The sequence below is a fragment of the Nocardiopsis sp. NPDC049922 genome, assembly GCF_040660275.1.
Classification (GTDB): Bacteria; Actinomycetota; Actinomycetes; order Streptosporangiales; family Streptosporangiaceae; genus Nocardiopsis.
This window is the reverse complement of the sequence record NZ_JBFAME010000038.1, coordinates 1-15,796: the sequence shown is the minus strand read 5'-3', so window position 1 is coordinate 15,796 and position 15,796 is coordinate 1. Positions and strand designations below refer to the sequence as shown.

13 protein-coding genes are annotated in these 15,796 nt (G+C 72.4%); 6 read left to right on the top strand and 7 right to left on the bottom strand.

Going from position 1 to position 15,796, the window contains the following annotated elements; genetic code table 11:
- Positions 1-139 precede the first annotated feature (139 nt).
- A complete protein-coding gene (locus tag AB0I72_RS27940; RefSeq protein WP_358573977.1) occupies positions 140-352 on the bottom strand; it encodes a hypothetical protein in 213 nt (70 codons plus the stop codon).
- Positions 353-572: 220 nt separating this feature from the next.
- Between AB0I72_RS27940 and AB0I72_RS27935 the strand changes: the two genes are divergently transcribed.
- Positions 573-1,283, top strand: coding sequence for a M50 family metallopeptidase (locus AB0I72_RS27935; protein ID WP_358573974.1), 711 nt, complete (start codon positions 573-575; stop codon positions 1,281-1,283).
- On the opposite strand, the gene AB0I72_RS27930 is transcribed toward AB0I72_RS27935, so the two are convergent.
- The 3 genes from AB0I72_RS27930 to AB0I72_RS27920 all read right to left on the bottom strand — a co-directional run bounded on the left by AB0I72_RS27930 (position 1,280) and on the right by AB0I72_RS27920 (position 5,619).
- Positions 1,280-1,633 (bottom strand): STAS domain-containing protein, encoded by a 354-nt coding sequence (locus AB0I72_RS27930; RefSeq protein WP_358573983.1) that lies wholly within the window; start codon positions 1,631-1,633, stop codon positions 1,280-1,282. The genes AB0I72_RS27935 and AB0I72_RS27930 overlap by 4 nt on opposite strands.
- A 475-nt stretch (positions 1,634-2,108) precedes the next feature.
- Positions 2,109-4,379, bottom strand: coding sequence for a hypothetical protein (locus AB0I72_RS27925; RefSeq protein ID WP_358573971.1), 2,271 nt, complete (start codon positions 4,377-4,379; stop codon positions 2,109-2,111).
- A 145-nt stretch (positions 4,380-4,524) separates the two neighbouring features.
- Positions 4,525-5,619 carry a CaiB/BaiF CoA-transferase family protein gene (locus AB0I72_RS27920; protein WP_358573969.1) on the bottom strand — a complete coding sequence of 365 codons (1,095 nt, stop codon included), beginning with the start codon at positions 5,617-5,619 and terminating at the stop codon, positions 4,525-4,527.
- A 299-nt stretch (positions 5,620-5,918) separates the two neighbouring features.
- Here AB0I72_RS27920 and AB0I72_RS27915 point away from each other — a divergent pair, with 299 nt between their 5' ends.
- On the top strand, positions 5,919-7,079 hold the full coding sequence (locus tag AB0I72_RS27915; protein ID WP_358573966.1) for a ubiquitin-like domain-containing protein: 1,161 nt from the start codon (positions 5,919-5,921) through the stop codon (positions 7,077-7,079).
- 27 nt (positions 7,080-7,106) lie between these two features.
- Positions 7,107-7,994 carry a 16S rRNA (adenine(1518)-N(6)/adenine(1519)-N(6))-dimethyltransferase RsmA gene (gene rsmA, locus AB0I72_RS27910; protein ID WP_358573963.1) on the top strand — a complete coding sequence of 296 codons (888 nt, stop codon included), beginning with the start codon at positions 7,107-7,109 and terminating at the stop codon, positions 7,992-7,994.
- A gap of 49 nt (positions 7,995-8,043) precedes the next feature.
- On the opposite strand, the gene AB0I72_RS27905 is transcribed toward rsmA, so the two are convergent.
- Together AB0I72_RS27905 and AB0I72_RS27900 are read right to left on the bottom strand one after the other, a co-directional pair.
- Positions 8,044-8,250, bottom strand: coding sequence for a hypothetical protein (locus AB0I72_RS27905; RefSeq protein ID WP_358573960.1), 207 nt, complete (start codon positions 8,248-8,250; stop codon positions 8,044-8,046).
- Complete coding sequence (locus AB0I72_RS27900) at positions 8,237-9,604, bottom strand: PspC domain-containing protein (protein ID WP_358573957.1); 1,368 nt, start codon at positions 9,602-9,604, stop codon at positions 8,237-8,239. Before AB0I72_RS27900 ends, AB0I72_RS27905 begins: the two co-directional genes overlap by 14 nt.
- A gap of 218 nt (positions 9,605-9,822) precedes the next feature.
- Between AB0I72_RS27900 and AB0I72_RS27895 the strand changes: the two genes are divergently transcribed.
- Together AB0I72_RS27895 and AB0I72_RS27890 are read left to right on the top strand one after the other, a co-directional pair.
- Positions 9,823-11,028 (top strand): PspC domain-containing protein, encoded by a 1,206-nt coding sequence (locus AB0I72_RS27895; RefSeq protein WP_358573954.1) that lies wholly within the window; start codon positions 9,823-9,825, stop codon positions 11,026-11,028.
- A gap of 90 nt (positions 11,029-11,118) precedes the next feature.
- Positions 11,119-11,790 carry a response regulator transcription factor gene (locus AB0I72_RS27890; protein ID WP_358573951.1) on the top strand — a complete coding sequence of 224 codons (672 nt, stop codon included), beginning with the start codon at positions 11,119-11,121 and terminating at the stop codon, positions 11,788-11,790.
- Positions 11,791-11,886: 96 nt separating this feature from the next.
- On the opposite strand, the gene AB0I72_RS27885 is transcribed toward AB0I72_RS27890, so the two are convergent.
- The gene (locus tag AB0I72_RS27885) at positions 11,887-12,816 is read right to left on the bottom strand and encodes a nucleoside hydrolase (RefSeq protein WP_358573980.1); all 930 of its coding nucleotides are present in this window, start codon (positions 12,814-12,816) and stop codon (positions 11,887-11,889) included.
- A gap of 186 nt (positions 12,817-13,002) precedes the next feature.
- Here AB0I72_RS27885 and AB0I72_RS27880 point away from each other — a divergent pair, with 186 nt between their 5' ends.
- Positions 13,003-15,393 (top strand): UvrD-helicase domain-containing protein, encoded by a 2,391-nt coding sequence (locus AB0I72_RS27880; RefSeq protein ID WP_358573949.1) that lies wholly within the window; start codon positions 13,003-13,005, stop codon positions 15,391-15,393.
- Positions 15,394-15,796 lie beyond the last annotated feature (403 nt).

Genomic DNA, 15,796 nt, shown 5'->3' with positions numbered 1-15,796 from the left:
CCTGGCGCGAGAGCCTGGCGGGGGTGTCGCTCGCCGACGTCCTCGCCGACATCCCCGCCACCGCGCCCGCCCAGACGCGCTCACGTCTGTTCGGCCACGACGTCGTGGCGGGGGCGCGTCCGTGCCGTTGGCGCGTCCGTCAGTAGCCCCACCAGTGGTGGTCGCCGTGGTCACGGTGCTGGCCGTGGTCACCGCGGTGGTCGTCGAAGTACTTCCCCTTGCGGTCGAAGTCGAAGTTGTGGTACCCGCGGTAGCCGTCGAAGTGGTCGTGCGCGGCGGCCGGCGTGGCGGCCAGGCCGAGGCCGGCACCGGCGGCCATGGTCACGAACACGAGAGCAGCGGTACGTTTCACGAGCAAATCCTAACCTTGAGCATCTGACTGACTACTTTCAGTGGTGACTCTAGGTCGGCGCTCCCGGTTTGGCCAGTTCATCGACGCCGTTCTCGGTGATTGGCTCCGGAGCCCGCCCACTTCCGCGCCGCGACCGCGACACGCCCACATGCCCTAGAGTGCGGCCAGAGCCCGCCCCTCCCCTGGGGGCGGTGCGTGGGTCGACGAGTCGGGAGCTTCGGTGGGAACAACCTTCGGTGACGTCTGGAGCGAGGTGCTGACCGTCCAGCCGGCGCCCGAGCAGTGGATCATCATCGCCGCCGCGGTCCTGGCCCTGGCCGCGGTCCTGCTCGGTCCCCCGTGGCGGGTGGCGCGCAACGTCGTCACCATCGCGCACGAGGGCGGACACGCGCTGGTGGCGCTGCTCAGCGGACGCCAGCTCACCGGGATCCGGCTGCACTCCGACACCTCGGGCGTCACCGTGTCGCGCGGCAGGCCGACCGGGATCGGGATGATCCTCACGGTCTTCGCGGGCTACGTCTCGCCGTCCCTCGTCGGACTCCTGGGCATCCTCATGCTCATGTCCGACCGCATCACGGCGCTGCTGTGGCTGAGCATCCTCGTGCTCGCCGCGATGCTGCTCATGATCCGCAACGTCTACGGCGTGGTGTCGATCGTGGGCACCGGCGCCGTGGTCTTCGGCGTCAGCTGGTTCACCCCGGCGGCGGTCCAGGCGGCCTTCGCCTACCTGTTCACCTGGTTCCTGCTCTTCGCCGGGGTGCGGCCGGTCTTCGAGCTTCAGGCCCAGCGGACGCGCCAGCCCTCACCGCACTCCGACGCCGACCAGCTGGCCCGGCTCACAGGGGTGCCCGGAACCCTGTGGGTGGTGGTCTTCGCGCTGGTCAACATCGCCGTGACCGCGCTGGGCGTGTGGCTGCTCCTGCTGAGCTAGGAGGCGCGCGGCGCCGACAGCGCCTCGGTCACCGTGTCGAAGACGGGGACGCGGGTGTCCAGCGCGGTCACCCGCAGGGTCTGGAGCACGCGGTCGGTCGGGCAGGCGATGGCCAGCAGCACCCGCTGCTCCAGGGCCGCCTTGTGCGCGCGGATGAGCACGCGCAGCCCGCTGGAGTCGATGAAGCTCAGGTTCGTGCAGTCGAGGACGACGCGGCCGGACGGCTGGGTGGTCAGGGCCTCGATCACCGCGTCCTGGAACCGCTCCTCGGTGGCCATGTCGATCTCCCCGTCCAGCGCGAGGACACGCCCCGCCTCGTTGAGCGTGGAGGAGATGGTCAGGTCGGGCATTGCCACTCCGGCGAACTCGGGACGTGCCAGACGGGTGGGCGGGCTCGGTCGCGCGCCACCCAGGGCGCGGGTGCCACCCAGTGTGTCCGTGGCCATACGGCGGTAGCGAAGCTGCTGGTTCATCAAGTTCCTTGCCTGGTACCCCGCGCTGGGGCCGGGGATGAGAACGCCTTTCTCGCCGGGCCTGCTCAAGAAAGCGCGTCAGTGTCTCAAACGCGCGAGGGCGGGCCTCAAGTTCCACTGACACCGGGTCCCGCCGCCGGGATGAGGGCGGACGCCGTGTCGTGGCACGCGCCGCCGTGGGCTCCTCGATCGTGAGCGATGGAGCGGGTCGGCCGGCGGATCCGCCGTGACCGGAATCGTCTCCGGGCCGCCCAGCCTCGGACTTTACCACAGGCCCGTGGCCGTTTCGTGACGTGAGCGACGCAAGGTCGTGCTCGGGCGGTTCGGGGTCGGGTGTCCGGTGAGGTGTTCGTCACGTCCGATGGGCGGTCCCGACGGGTTCCCGTGGCTCCGGTGGCGTCCGGTCGCCCCGCTGGAGCGCCCAGACGCACGCCGACAACGTCAGCGGAACGGCCACCGTCAGCGCGATCGCCGGGATCGCCACCCCCGAGTCGTTGACCGCGAACCCGACCAGCGCGGTCACCAGCGAGCCGGTCAGCCCCGCACGGAGTGTCGGCGCGTACTCGTAGGCCCGCTGGAGCGCGCCGATCCGCCAGTTCGTGGGGCGGTTGAGCACCGCGAACAGGAACACCAGCGCGCACGCCGCGAGCAGGGTCAGCTGCCAGTTGCCGAACGTGCCGAGCATCGCCGACAGCTTGCGGCTCAGCACCGTGCCCGCCTCCCCGCCCAGCACCTGCGCGGCGAACGCCCCGACGTGGCTGCGCTCCGCGGGCGGACGCTGTAGGTCCAGCCAGGCCAGCGCGCTGATCGCCGCCACGGCCGCCGTGCCCACGGCGGCCAGCCGCACGGGGGTGATCCGCACCCCCGCGATCATCATCGCCGTCACCGCCAGCCCCGGCACCAGGGCGATCACCCCGCCGAAGTCGGTGCCCAGGCCCGGCCAGCCGACGATCAGCACCGTGGCGACGCCGATCGCGAGCGTGACCGCCACCGCGGCACGTCGCCGCCCCCGCGTGACGAGTTCGTGCGAGATCCCGGCCACGGCCATGAGCATGCCGGTCGCGAACGTGGCGAAGGCGATGTTCCCGATCCCGTAGAACCGGCCCGCGACGATCGGCGAGTACCCGGTCGGCGAGTTCATCTGGAGGCGGGCGCCGAAGCACAGGTCGAGGAAGAGCACGGCCGTGGTCGTGCCCGCCACCACCGTCATCGGACCGAGGATCGAACGCCGCCACGGTCCGGTCACGGCGGCCGCGACCACCAGGGCGTCGGCGGCGAGCACGCAGGCGAGCAGGGCGAGGAACGGCACGGGCGAGGCCCACCAGGGGACCAGGTTGGCGAGGTAGCTGGCGACCGGGAAGGCGGCCCCGGCCAGCGCCACGGTGCGCGTCACGGTGAGGACCAGGGCCCGCCTGGTCGGTCGCCCGTCCGAGTACCGGTGCAGGGCGTAGGCGGCCGCGGCGTAGATGAGCAGCTGGAACGTGACCAGTCCGCTGTAGAACCCGGGCAGCGACGCCCCCACGACGGTGGCCGCCGTGTTGAAGGACACCAGTTCGTCGACCGCCGCCTCGGTCGTCGGCGGGCGGCCGGTCGTGTGCCACCGGCGGCCGCCGGTCGGCGCGGGCGGGTCCACGCCGAGCTCGGCCAGGACGGTCGGCGTCGTGTCGGTGAGCGCCACCAACCCCGGGCGCCGGGTCGACTCCGAGGCGAGGAAGTCCGTCGGTCCGGACACGCCCTGGTCGGTGACGCGGCCCCACACGGCCGCGGTGAGCTCGGAGGGGCCGGAGTCCATGGACACGCCGACGACCATGAGGGACGCACCCTCGGGCAGGATGCCGGTGAGCGCGCGCACGCGGTCGTCGATCGCCGCCAGGGCCCCCGCGCGCTCCCACTCCGGGACGTCGTCGGGCTCGGTCCGCTCCTCCGCCTCGTCGTCGCCCTCGTCAGCTCCGGTTCCCGGGCCCGGGCCGGGCGGGTCCGGGTACAGGCGGGTGAGCCCCGGGAGTTCGACCACCGCGAGCGACACCTCCTGGATCCGCTCCCGCGTGAGCCCTCCCGGCTCGTAGAGGTAGTGGTCGACGGACCCGGACCGGTCGGCGGCGCCGAGCACGGCGCCCGGGCCGACCGCGAGCGTGGTCCCGCCCGCGTCGCGCACGGCCTGGCCGAGCATGCCCACGGGCGCGGCGAACACGGACCTCGCGTTGCGCCGGACGTAGGTGTCGAAGCTGGGGATCCGGGCGCCCGACCCCACGCGCTCGGGTTTGGGCGCGGGCTCGCACACGGTGAAGCGCTCGCGTTCGGACAGGGCGCGCTGCCCCGCCGACACCGACAGCCAGCCGTCGGTGGGGCAGGTGCGGGAGGTGGCCGTGCGGATGGAGACGTTGCCGATCGAGGTGTGTCCGGCCAGCTCCCAGAGGGTCGGCGTGGCCTCGGGGGTCACGTCCCGCCATAGCAGGCCCGGGATCCCCACGAGCACCACGGGCCCCCCGTCCCGGGTGGCGGGGACGGCGGCGTCGACCCTCCGCGCCTCGGCCGAGGCGGTCGGCGCGGTCCCGGCGAGCACCGCGACCAGCACGAGGAGGACGAGCGGGAGCCGGGCCGCGGCCCTCCGGATCGATGCCATGGCTTCCCTCCGTCGCGCGCTCGGTCGATCACCCTAATGACCGGCGCCGTCGCGGTGGGGGACCCGGCGGGGAGTGTTGGGCTCGGAGCCCGTCCGGCGGACGCGTGCCCTGCCGGGCGACGGGCGGCAGGGCACGGAACACGCCCTATTCCTCCAGCCCCCATTCCTTGAGGGTCGCGGCCGTGTCGGGCAGGCCCTGACCCCGGGTGACGCGGCCGGGCGTGCGGCCGAAGCGGGGCGCGGGCCCGGCGACCACGCGGTCGCCGTCGCGCGTGAGGGTTCCCCGCGCGCGCACGTGCGGGTGGTCGGGGGCCTCCGCCAGGGACAGGACCGGCATCACGCAGGCGTCGGAGCCCTCGAACACCGCGGCCCACTCGTCGCGGGTGCGGGTGCGCAGGACCTCGGCGAAGCGCTCGCGCAACCCCGGCCACCCCTGGCGGTCCCACTGGTGGGGCAGGTTCTCGTCCGTCAGGCCGACGCCCTCCAGGAAGGCCGCGTAGAACTGGGGCTCGATGCACGCGACCGACAGGTACCCGCCGTCGGCGCACTCGTACACGTCGTACCAGGGGGCGCCCGTGTCGAGGTAGTTGGTGCCGCGCTCGTCCGTCCAGGAGCCGCGGGCGCGGTCCTCGTACACCATCGACATGAGCAGCGAGCTCCCGTCGACCATCGCCGCGTCCACCACCTGGCCCCGGCCCGAGCCCTGGCGTTCGACCAGCGCGCCGAGCACGCCCGTGACCGCGAACATCGTGCCGCCCGCGAAGTCGCCGAGCAGGTTGATCGGCGGGACGGGCGGGCCGCCCGCGCGGCCGATCGAGTGCAGCGCGCCGTTGACGGAGACGTAGTTCATGTCGTGCCCGGCCGTGTGCGCCAGCGGGCCGTCCTGACCCCACCCGGTCACGCGGGCGTAGACCAGGCGCGGGTTGAGCTCCAGGCACGTGTCGGGTCCGAGGCCGAGCCGCTCCATGACGCCGGGGCGGAAGCCCTCGACCAGGACGTCGGCGCGGGCGACGAGGTCGAGGGCGCGTTCGCGGCCCTCGTCGGTCTTGAGGTCGGCGCCGAGCACGGTGCGTCCCTCGCTCATGTGCGGGCCTGCCGCCCCGGAGTCCATGGCCTCGGCGGCGGCGGGCCGGTCCAGGCGGATGACGCTCGCCCCCAGGTCGGCGAGGAGCATTCCGGTCATGGGGGCGGGACCGATCCCGGTGAACTCGACGACGCGGATTCCCTTGAGGGGTCCCATGGGCGGCCTCCTGAACTGACTAGAACGGCGTTCGGTTCATTGTGCCGGTTCGGTGGTCGCGGCGCCACACGGGCCCGCGCGGTCGCGAGTGGACAAAAGGGAAACCATTCCCCGCGCCCCGGCCCACAGGAAAGGTTTCGGTCGAGATCAACAACGGAATTCGGCTACGAGTGTTAATGTGTCGGCGACCGCCGGGCCGACACCACGCGACGCCCCTTGTTCCGAACGTGCGCTCCGCCCTGGCCGGAAACCGTCGCCACCAGCGCGAACCCCTCCCTCAGATCAAGGGTGAGTCCACCATGAGCCGTGCCCCGAGGAACCGTTCCCGCAGGCCCCAGGGCCGGCGCCGTCGCAGGACGGGCCTTCCCCTCCCGGTCGTCGCCGCGGCGGCCCTCGGCATCCTCGCGGCCTCCGCGGGAGGCACCGCCTTCGCCCTGGACCGGAGCGTGACCCTGGACGTCAACGGCGAGGAGCGCACCGTCCACACCTTCGGCGGGACCGTCCAGGACGTCCTGGACTCCGCCGGGATCACCCTCGCTTCGGGCGACGTCGTCGCACCCGACCCCGAGGCGCCCGTGGCCGACGGCGAACACGTCGTCCTGCGCTCACCGCGCGACCTCACCGTCGAACTCGACGGCCACGCGCTCGACCACAGCGTCCACGCCGCCACCCTCGGCGAGGCGCTCCAGCAGATCGGCCTGGACCCCGAGGGCGTAGAACTCTCCGAGGCCCACGACACGCCCCTGCCCGTCGACGGGCTCACCGTCAGCGCCGAACGCGCCCCGCGCATGGTCGTGATGTACGACACCGTCCGCACCGAGACCCGCACCACCGGCGCCACCGTGGCCGACGTGCTCGACGCCGCCGGGATGACCCTGGGCGAACACGACGTCGTCACGCCCTCGCCCGACGAGCCCGCCGAACCCGACATGGTCGTGCGCGTCCTCCCGGTCGTCGGCGAACCGGTCACGGAGGAGGTCGTCATCGAGGCCGAGACCGTCGAGCAGGAGGACCCCGACCTGCCCCAGGGCGAACGCGAGGTGGTGACCGAACCCGTCGACGGCCTCAGGGAGGTCGTCACCGCCACCGTCCTGCGCGACGGCGAGGAGGTCGAGCACGAGCTGTCCGAGACGATCGTCACCGAACCCGTCGAAGGACTCGTCCGCGTCGGCACCAAGGCGCCCGACACGGGAACGGTCGGCGGCGGACCGGCGGCCGGCCTCAACTGGGCCGCGCTCGCCGAGTGCGAGTCGGGCGGCAACCCCGCGGCCGTCAACCCGGCGGGCTACTACGGCCTCTACCAGTTCAGTCAGAGCAGCTGGCAGTCGGTCGGCGGCAGCGGCCTGCCGTCGGAGGCCAGCGCGGCGGAGCAGACCCAGCGCGCCCAGCAGCTGTACACCAACGTCAACGGGAACTGGCAGAGCCAGTGGCCGCACTGCGGAGCCCGCCTCTTCGACTGAGTTCCGGTGCTCCGGCAATGGCAAGATGTGGGGGTGACACAGACACCCGCACCCGACCCGTCCGACCAGTCCCGGCTGCTCACGCCCGCCGACGTGCGCGCGCTCGCCGAGCGGTTCGGCATCCGGCCCACGAAGACCCTGGGCCAGAACTTCGTCATCGACCACGGCACCGTTCGGCGGATCGTCAGGGTCGCGGGGGTCACCCAGGACGACGTCGTCGTCGAGGTCGGGCCGGGGCTCGGTTCGCTCACGCTGGCCCTGCTGCCGCACGTGCGCCAGGTGACCGCGATCGAGATCGACCCGGCGCTGGCCGAGGCGCTGCCGGGCACCGTCGCCGCGCACGCCCCCGACCTCGCCGACCGCCTGCGCGTCGTGCCGGGCGACGCGATGCGCGTCACGGAGGTCCCCGGGCCGCCGCCCACCGCCCTCGTGGCCAACCTGCCCTACAACGTGTCCGTGCCGGTGCTGCTGCACCTGTTGCACCTGCTCCCCAGCCTCGAACGCGCACTGGTCATGGTGCAGGCGGAGGTCGCCGACCGGATCACCGCCACCCCGGGCGGCCGGATCTACGGCGTCCCCTCCGCCAAGATCGCCTGGTACGCCGCGGCCAGGCGGGCGGGCGCGGTCGGACGCAACGTCTTCTGGCCCGCGCCCAACGTCGACTCCGGTCTGGTCGAGCTGATCCGCCGTCCGCCCCCGGTCACCAAGGCCGCCCGCGAGGACGTCTTCCGGGTCGTCGACGCCGCCTTCGCGCAGCGCCGCAAGACGCTCCGGGCCGCCCTCGCGGGGTGGGCCGGGTCGGCGCCCGCGGCCGAGACCGCCCTGCGCGCGGCGGGGGTCGACCCCACCGCACGCGGCGAGTCGCTCGGGATCGAGGAGTTCGCGTCCATCGCCGAGCACCGGCCGCGGGACTGAGCCGTGCCCGGGCGGGCCTCCGCCCCGACTGAGGCCCGCCCGCCGCCCGTCAGGACTTGGTGCGGTCGCCGTTTCCACGTGACCGGGTGAGCGCGCGCGCCACACCGGCCACACCGAGCCCCGCCGCGAGCACCGGCAGCACCCACACGACGTTGAACTCCCACTCGCCCGTGCCCCGGACGACGAACGCCAGCGCCAGCCCCAGGAACAGCAGACCCGCGACGAACGACCCCCAGTCCGTCCTACGCCTCGCCATGCCGTACCTCCACAACCCCGACGAGTGCGTCGGTGCTCACGGTGATCGACGGAGCCTCGGCGCCGTCGTCACCCTCCGCGTCCCGCCCGTCCCCGTCACGTCCGTCCGCCGAGACCGGCGGGAAGACCTCCCGGTAGTCCAGTGACACCCCGCCCCGCTCCTCCTCGCCGGCCACGTCGACCGCGCCGAGACCCACGTGGGACTCCACCTCCACCCGCGCGTCCTCCGGCAGGACCAGCTTCGTCACCCCGTTCGCCCGGACCGACAGGTCCAGGGTGTCGCCGGGCTCCAGGTCCGCCACCCGGGTCAGGTCGAGCGTGACCACGCCGAGCGTCCGCCGGTAGTCGCCCGACTCCGCCTCGGCCACCGTCTCCGGCCGCCAGACGGCCTCGCCGACGCGCAGCCGCGTCAGGTCGGTCGACACCGAGGCGGCGGCCGCCACGGCCAGGACCAGGCCGAGGGCCATCAGCCCCCCGGGCCGACCCGCCCACGTGCCGACCACGGCGTACAGCCCCACGACCGCGAGCGCGCCCGCGAGGAAGAACACCCCGGTCTCCTGGCCGAACACCAGCTCGGCGGTCTCCCGGCTCCACAGGGACGAGTCCCAGCCCTGGACCGCGACGGACGCGGCGACGGCCAGGCCGACGATCGTCCACACGGCGAGGTCGACCAGCCTGACCCCGCGCCCGCCGCGCGCGGGTCCGTCCCCGGACTCCGGGGCGTCCGGCGCGCCCTTCGGCGCCGACTCCCCGACGTCGTCCGTTCCGTGCGATGCGCCGTCCGCCGTCCGCTCACCGACCACGGCGAGGTCCACCGGCCCCTGCGGAGCGGAGGCCCACGGCTGCGCGGGGTTGTAGTAGGAGGCGACCGGCTCCGGCGCGGGAGTCGTCGGGGGCGGCCGACGCCGACGCAGTTCGTCGCGCAGGTCCAGGAAGCTCTTCCGCAGATCCACACCCCGGTTGCGTGCCGCCAGCAGCCCCAGGATGAGCGGCGTGGCCAGGACGAGGGTCGCCCAGCCGAACCCGCCGACCAGGCTGAGCGCCGTGGCCGCGGCCAGCCCGAGGGCCAGCAGCTTGACCACCGCCGGCGACGGGATGCTGCGGTCCAGCATCTGCTCGAACGTGGCCGGTCCGCCCTGGTCGTCGCGCATGAGCATCCACGCCGCGACGTAGAGGAGGATGCCGGTGCCACCCGCGAACACGGTCAGCGCGAACGCCGTGCGCCACACGATCGGGTCCGTGTCCGTGTACTGGCCGAGCCCCGTGCACACCCCCGCGAGCACGCGGTCCTCGCCCTTGCGGAGCTCCCGCTCCGGCCGGGGCGGGGCCGCCTCGGCCATCGGACCTTCAGTCATCGTCGATCACCGCACCCTCCTCACGCTCTCATCGTCGCGCGGAGACGACGGGCGGCGGAATCCGGGACGACCCTGAACCCACCCTGACCGACACCCGGGCCCGGCCTGGGGTGCCACCCGATGGTGTCCACCCCCGCACACCGTGCATCCTGGTCTCACGAGACCACACGGCGGCGTGCGCGAGCGCGCCGCACACGGACGGAAGCGGTGATCGGGCGGTGGCAGGAACGGTGGTCGACACCCCGCGGCTCACCCGCGCGGTGGACGGTCGGCTCCTCGGCGGAGTCGCCGCCGGCCTGGCCCGGCACCTGGGCGTCGACCCCGTGGTGGTCCGGCTCGCCTTCATGGCCCTGTCCGTCGGCGGCATCGGCGTGGCGGTCTACGTCGCCCTGTTCTTCTTCGTGCCCAAGGACGAGCGGGCGGACACCGCCGAGGACGGTCGGGAGGGGGCCCTCCGCAAGGGGCGCGACCTGTCCCAGCTCCTGGCCTACGTCGGTCTCGCCGTGGGGCTGAGCACGCTCTTCCTGCTCTTCGGCGGCGTCTTCGACCCGCTCCTGTGGTTCGTGGTGTTCGGCGCCCTCGGCGCGACCATCCTGTGGCAGCAGGCCAACCCCGCCCAACGCGACGAGTGGATGTCCACGACCGTCCGGCGCACCGGCGGCAAGGGGCTCATGCGCACGGGCGCGGGCGTCCTGCTCATCGTCGTCGGCGTCATCGGCTTCCTCGTCTTCCAGCAGCAGCTCCAGGACGCCCGGGCCGGACTGACCTTCGCCTTCACGCTCCTCGCGGGCATCTCGCTGGTGGTCGCCCCGTGGATCATCGGACTGGTCCGCGAACGCGACCAGGAGCGCCGCGAACGCATCCGCAACGCCGAGCGCGCCGAACTCGCCGCGCACATCCACGACTCCGTCCTGCACACCCTGACCCTCATCCAGCGCCGGGCCGAGGACCCCCGCGAGGTGCAGCGCCTGGCCCGCGTCCAGGAGCGGGCACTGCGCAGCTGGCTCTACCAGCGCCCCGCCGACGCCGAGACCACCGTCTCGCCGGGGCTCGAACGCGTGGCCGCCGAGGTGGAGGAGGAGCACGGCGTCCCCATCGAGGTGGTGTGCGTCGGCGACTGTCCCATCGACGACGCGCTGGGCGCCATGCTCCGCGCCGCGCGGGAGGCCATGGTCAACGCCTCCAAGTACTCCGGGTGCGACAGCCTGTCGGTGTTCGGGGAGGTGGACGAGGAGGAGGTCCTGGTCTTCGTCCGCGACCGCGGCGACGGGTTCGACCTCGACGGGATCCCCGAGGACCGCATGGGCGTGCGCGGCTCCATCATCGGGCGGATGGAGCGCCACGGCGGCTCCGCGCGCATCCGCACCGCGCCGGGTGAGGGTACCGAGGTCCAGTTGCGCATGCCCAGAATCCCCCAGTACTAGGTTCCGGAACCCGTTGTGGACACGACCGGATGCGGACACCACCGGAACTCGGGTGTCGGGACGCGGAGGCCGCTGGGTAAGGTCCAGGGTGTGGGAGACGAGAACACGAGGTTCAGTGACGGAGACGCGGTTCCGCGCGTCGTGATCGTGGACGACCATCGGCTGTTCCGCAGCGGTGTGCGCGGCGAGCTCGGCGACGCCGTCGAGGTCGTCGGCGAGGCCGGGGACGTCGACACCGCGGTGCGGGTGATCGGTGAGCACCTCCCCGACCTGGTCCTTCTCGACGTGCACCTGCCCGGCGGCGGGGGAGTCGAGGTCCTTCGCCGTGTCCTGGCCCAGCACCCGCAGATCCGCTTCCTGGCCCTGTCGGTCTCCGACGCGGCCGAGGACGTCATCGGCGTCGTCCGGGGCGGCGCGCGCGGCTACGTCACCAAGACCATCTCGGGACGCGACCTGGCCCAGGCGATCGTCCGGGTGGCCGACGGCGACGCGGTGTTCTCCCCGAGGCTGGCGGGCTTCGTGCTCGACGCCTTCTCCGCGACCGACGCCCCTCCCGTCGACCCCGAGCTGGACCGGCTCACCCAGCGCGAGCGCGAGGTCCTGCGGCACATCGCCCGCGGCTACGCCTACAAGGAAGTCGCCAAGGAGCTGTTCATCTCGGTCAAGACGGTCGAGACGCACGTGTCGTCGGTGCTGCGCAAGCTCCAGCTGTCCAACCGGCACGAACTGAGCCGGTGGGCCACGGCCCGTCGGCTCGTCTGAGCCGCCCGCGCTCCGGCCGCCGGTCCCGCCGCGGCCGCACGCGCACGGCCGCCACCCCGGGGGGGTGACGGCCGTGCGTCGCGGGGTCGTCCCTGATCAGCGCAGGGCGTCCAGCATCCGGCCCAGGAACTCGGCCTCCGCGACCCCGGTGATCACGCGCGCCGGACGGCGGTCGTCGTCGGCGGGTCGCGGACGCAGGTCGGCCACGGTCATCCCGCGGGTCAGGCTCCCGGAGAGCTCCACCCGCAGCGGCGCCTCGAAGGACTCCGTCACCAGGTGCGGGTCGACCAGCACGGCGGCGGCCAGCGGGTCGTGCATCGCGCACTGGCGCACACCGAAGATGCCCGTGTAGAACTCCGCGTAGAAGTCGAGGAAGGCCGAGGTGCGCTCGGCGCGCTCACCCGGGACCTCCTTGAGCTCCGCCAGCCACTCGGGCGTGGCCACGGTCTTCATGGTGATGTCCAGCGCGATCAGGTCCAGGTCGAACCCGGCGGCGAACACGGCCTCGGCGGCCTCGGGGTCGTTGTTGATGTTGGCCTCGACGTGCGAGGCGACGTTGCCCGGCACGCGCACGGCGCCGCCCATGACGACCAGTCGGCGCACGAGCCTGGGCAGCTCCGGCTCCAGGCCCAGCGCGATCGCCAGGTTGGTCAGCGGACCCACGGCCAGGACGTCGATCTCACCGGGCGACTCACGCACCAGCCGCACCAGCAGCTCGGCGGCGGACTCGGCGACCGGCTTCCCGGCCGGCGCGGGCAGCTCGACGTCGCCGAGGCCGTTGCGTCCGTGCACGTGCTCCGCCAGGCGCGGGGCCTGGACCAGCGGCCGCGATGCGCCGACCGCCACGGGCACGCCGGGGCGGCCGTACAGGTCGAGCAGACGCAGCGCGTTGTCCGCCGTGATGTCCACGCTGTTGTTGCCGAACACCGCGCCGATGCCGACGATCTCCACCTCGGGCCGCGCGGCGAGGTAGGCGAGCGCGACGGCGTCATCGATGCCAGGGTCGCAGTCGACGAACACTCGCATGGTCAAGGATCTCCCCCCGAAACGTCTCGGGCCCCGGAAGGGACCCATTCCATACCAGCCTAAATCGCCCGTACGGCTCGTTCGCACCCTCGGGGGCGTTGACCAGCCGGGATCGGGCACGGGGCGGGGGTTCGGGGCGGTGACGCAGCGGCACCGGCGTCGTACGGGAGTCGTAACCTGGTAACCGTGTCCTCCCAAGAGCAACTCCTCGAAGGTCTGAACGGTCCCCAGCGCGAGGCGGTCACCCACAGCGGCGCGCCCCTCCTCATCGTGGCGGGCGCCGGTTCGGGCAAGACCCGTGTCCTCACGCACCGCATCGCCCACCTGATGGCCGACCGCGGGGTGCGGCCCGGTGAGATCCTCGCGATCACCTTCACCAACAAGGCCGCGGCCGAGATGAGGGAGCGCATCGAGGCCCTGCTCGGCGCCCGGGCCGCCAACACGATGTGGACGATGACCTTCCACTCGGCGTGCGTGCGGATCCTGCGACGCGAGGGGCACCGGCTCGGCTACCCGAGCAGCTTCACGATCTACGACTCCGCCGACTCCGCGCGCCTGATGCAGCTGGTCTGCAAGGAGCTGGACCTCGACCCCAAGCGGTTCCCGCCCAAGTCGTTCTCCGCCCAGGTGTCCAACCTCAAGAACGAGCTGGTCGACTACGACACGTTCGCCGAGCAGGCGCAGACCGAGCAGGAGAAGAAGCTCGCCGAGGCCTACCAGCTCTACCAGCGCCGACTGCACGAGGCCGGCGCCATGGACTTCGACGACCTGATCATGATCACGGTCAACCTGTTCCAGATGTATCCGGACGTGGCGGAGTACTACCGGCGCCGCTTCCGGCACGTGCTGGTCGACGAGTACCAGGACACCAACCACGCGCAGTACGTGTTCGTCCGCGAGCTGGTGGGCGCGGAGCAGGAGACCGGAGCCGAGGGCTCCGCACCGGCGGGCGCGGTCCCGCCCGCCGAGCTGTGCGTGGTCGGTGACGCCGACCAGTCGATCTACGCGTTCCGCGGCGCGACCATCCGCAACATCCTGGAGTTCGAGCGCGACTTCCCGAACGCGCGCACCATCCTCCTGGAGCAGAACTACCGGTCCACGCAGACCATCCTGTCGGCGGCCAACGCCGTGATCGACCGGAACGAGGGCCGCCCCGCCAAGAACCTGTGGTCGGAGAACGGCGAGGGGACCGCCATCACCGGCTACGTGGCCGACAACGAACACGACGAGGCCGCGTTCGTGGTGGGCGAGATCGACGAGCTCACCGACGACGGGACGGTCACGCCGGGGGAGGTGGCGGTCTTCTACCGCACCAACGCGCAGTCCCGTGTGTTCGAGGACGTGTTCATCCGGATGGGGCTGCCGTACAAGATCGTCGGCGGCGTGCGCTTCTACGAGCGCAAGGAGATCCGGGACATCCTGGCCTACCTCCGGGTCCTGGCCAACCCGGAGGACACCGTCAGCCTCCGGCGGATCCTCAACGTGCCCAAGCGCGGCATCGGGGCGCGCGCGGAGGAGGCGGTCGAGCTGTTCGCCGCGCGCGAGCGGATCTCGTTCGCGCGGGCGCTGCGCCGGGTCGACGAGATCCCCGGCATCGCCACCCGGTCGGCGCGCGCGGTGGGGTCGTTCACGGCGCTGCTCGACGAGCTGGCCGAGATCGTGCCGACCGGTTCCCCCGCCGAGATCGTCGAGGCGGTGTTGAGCAAGACGGGGTACCTGTCCGAACTCACCGAGTCCAAGGACATCCAGGACGAGAGCCGGGTGGAGAACCTGGAGGAGTTCGTCGACGTGGCCCGGGAGTTCGAGCACACCTTCGCGGCCCTGGTGGAGGAGGAGCCCCCGGGCGTCGACGCGCCCCTGGAGGAGGGCGGGGAGTCGGCCGGGGGCGGAGCCGGTGCGGTGGACCCGGGGGAGCCGACCCTCGTCGACTTCCTGGAGCGGATCTCGCTCGTCGCCGACACCGACCAGATCCCCGACGCGGACGACGAGGGCGGCGTGGTCACGCTGATGACCCTGCACTCGGCCAAGGGGCTGGAGTTCCCGGTGGTGTTCCTGACCGGCATGGAGGACGGGGTCTTCCCGCACACGCGCACGCTCGGGGACAAGCAGGAGCTGGAGGAGGAGCGGCGGCTCGCCTACGTGGGGCTCACTCGGGCTCGGCAGCTGCTGTACGTGAGCCGGGCCGCGGTGCGCAGTGCCTGGGGGACACCGTCCTACAACCCGGCGTCCCGTTTCCTCGACGAGATCCCGTCGTCGTTGGTGGAGTGGCGCCGGGCCGAGTCGACGCTGGCCGCCCCGCCGAGCCGCAGCATCGGCGGGTCCTCCTGGGGTTCGGGCGGGTTCGGCGGCGGCACGGGGTTCGGCGGCGGATCGAGGTCGCGTGGCGCGGGCTCGACTCCGAAGAAGGAGGCCCCGACCCTGAGCGTGGGGGACCTGGTCACCCACGACTCGTTCGGCATGGGCCGGGTCCAGCTGGTCGAGGGCACGGGCGACAAGACCAAGGCGCGGATCGACTTCGGCGCGGACATCGGGGAGAAGGACTTCCTGGTCAAGTACGCCCCCATCGAGAAGTTGTGACCGGTTGGCCGTTGCCCCGGCAGGGTCAGGTGTAGGACACGACACTGCCACTTTCGTGGAAACGTGTCACGAACACTCTCCCGCGGGGGTAGAGTTGGGGACGGCCGAGCGAGACGGACGCGGGGTCTCCGCGGACGTGCCGGTCGTTCCCCAGGATTTCGGATGGCTCCACGGTGTCTGTTGGATCCGTGTCTGTCCGGTCCGTCCGGACGTGGTTCGAGCAGGTTCTCGGAGCATGTACGATCGGGGAGTTGCCTCGGAGCGGAGAGATTCGCGAAAAGGCAAAGCAGGACAAACGGGTTTTTACTCCGTTCGGTTGATCCGGAACCGCCGATTTGGCGGGACACGGAACACCTGATAAAGTAAAGACACAACAAAGCGGAAACGCAGACGCCTTCCACGG

Excerpts from the sequence above, each read along its gene's own strand:
- AB0I72_RS27930 (WP_358573983.1), bottom strand. The coding sequence starts at position 1,633 with ATGCCCGACCTGACCATCTCCTCCACGCTCAACGAGGCGGGGCGTGTC.
- AB0I72_RS27925 (WP_358573971.1), bottom strand. The coding sequence starts at position 4,379 with ATGGCATCGATCCGGAGGGCCGCGGCCCGGCTCCCGCTCGTCCTCCTC.
- AB0I72_RS27920 (WP_358573969.1), bottom strand. The coding sequence starts at position 5,619 with ATGGGACCCCTCAAGGGAATCCGCGTCGTCGAGTTCACCGGGATCGGT.
- AB0I72_RS27915 (WP_358573966.1), top strand. The coding sequence starts at position 5,919 with ATGAGCCGTGCCCCGAGGAACCGTTCCCGCAGGCCCCAGGGCCGGCGC.
- AB0I72_RS27905 (WP_358573960.1), bottom strand. The coding sequence starts at position 8,250 with ATGGCGAGGCGTAGGACGGACTGGGGGTCGTTCGTCGCGGGTCTGCTG.
- AB0I72_RS27900 (WP_358573957.1), bottom strand. The coding sequence starts at position 9,604 with ATGACTGAAGGTCCGATGGCCGAGGCGGCCCCGCCCCGGCCGGAGCGG.
- AB0I72_RS27885 (WP_358573980.1), bottom strand. The coding sequence starts at position 12,816 with ATGCGAGTGTTCGTCGACTGCGACCCTGGCATCGATGACGCCGTCGCG.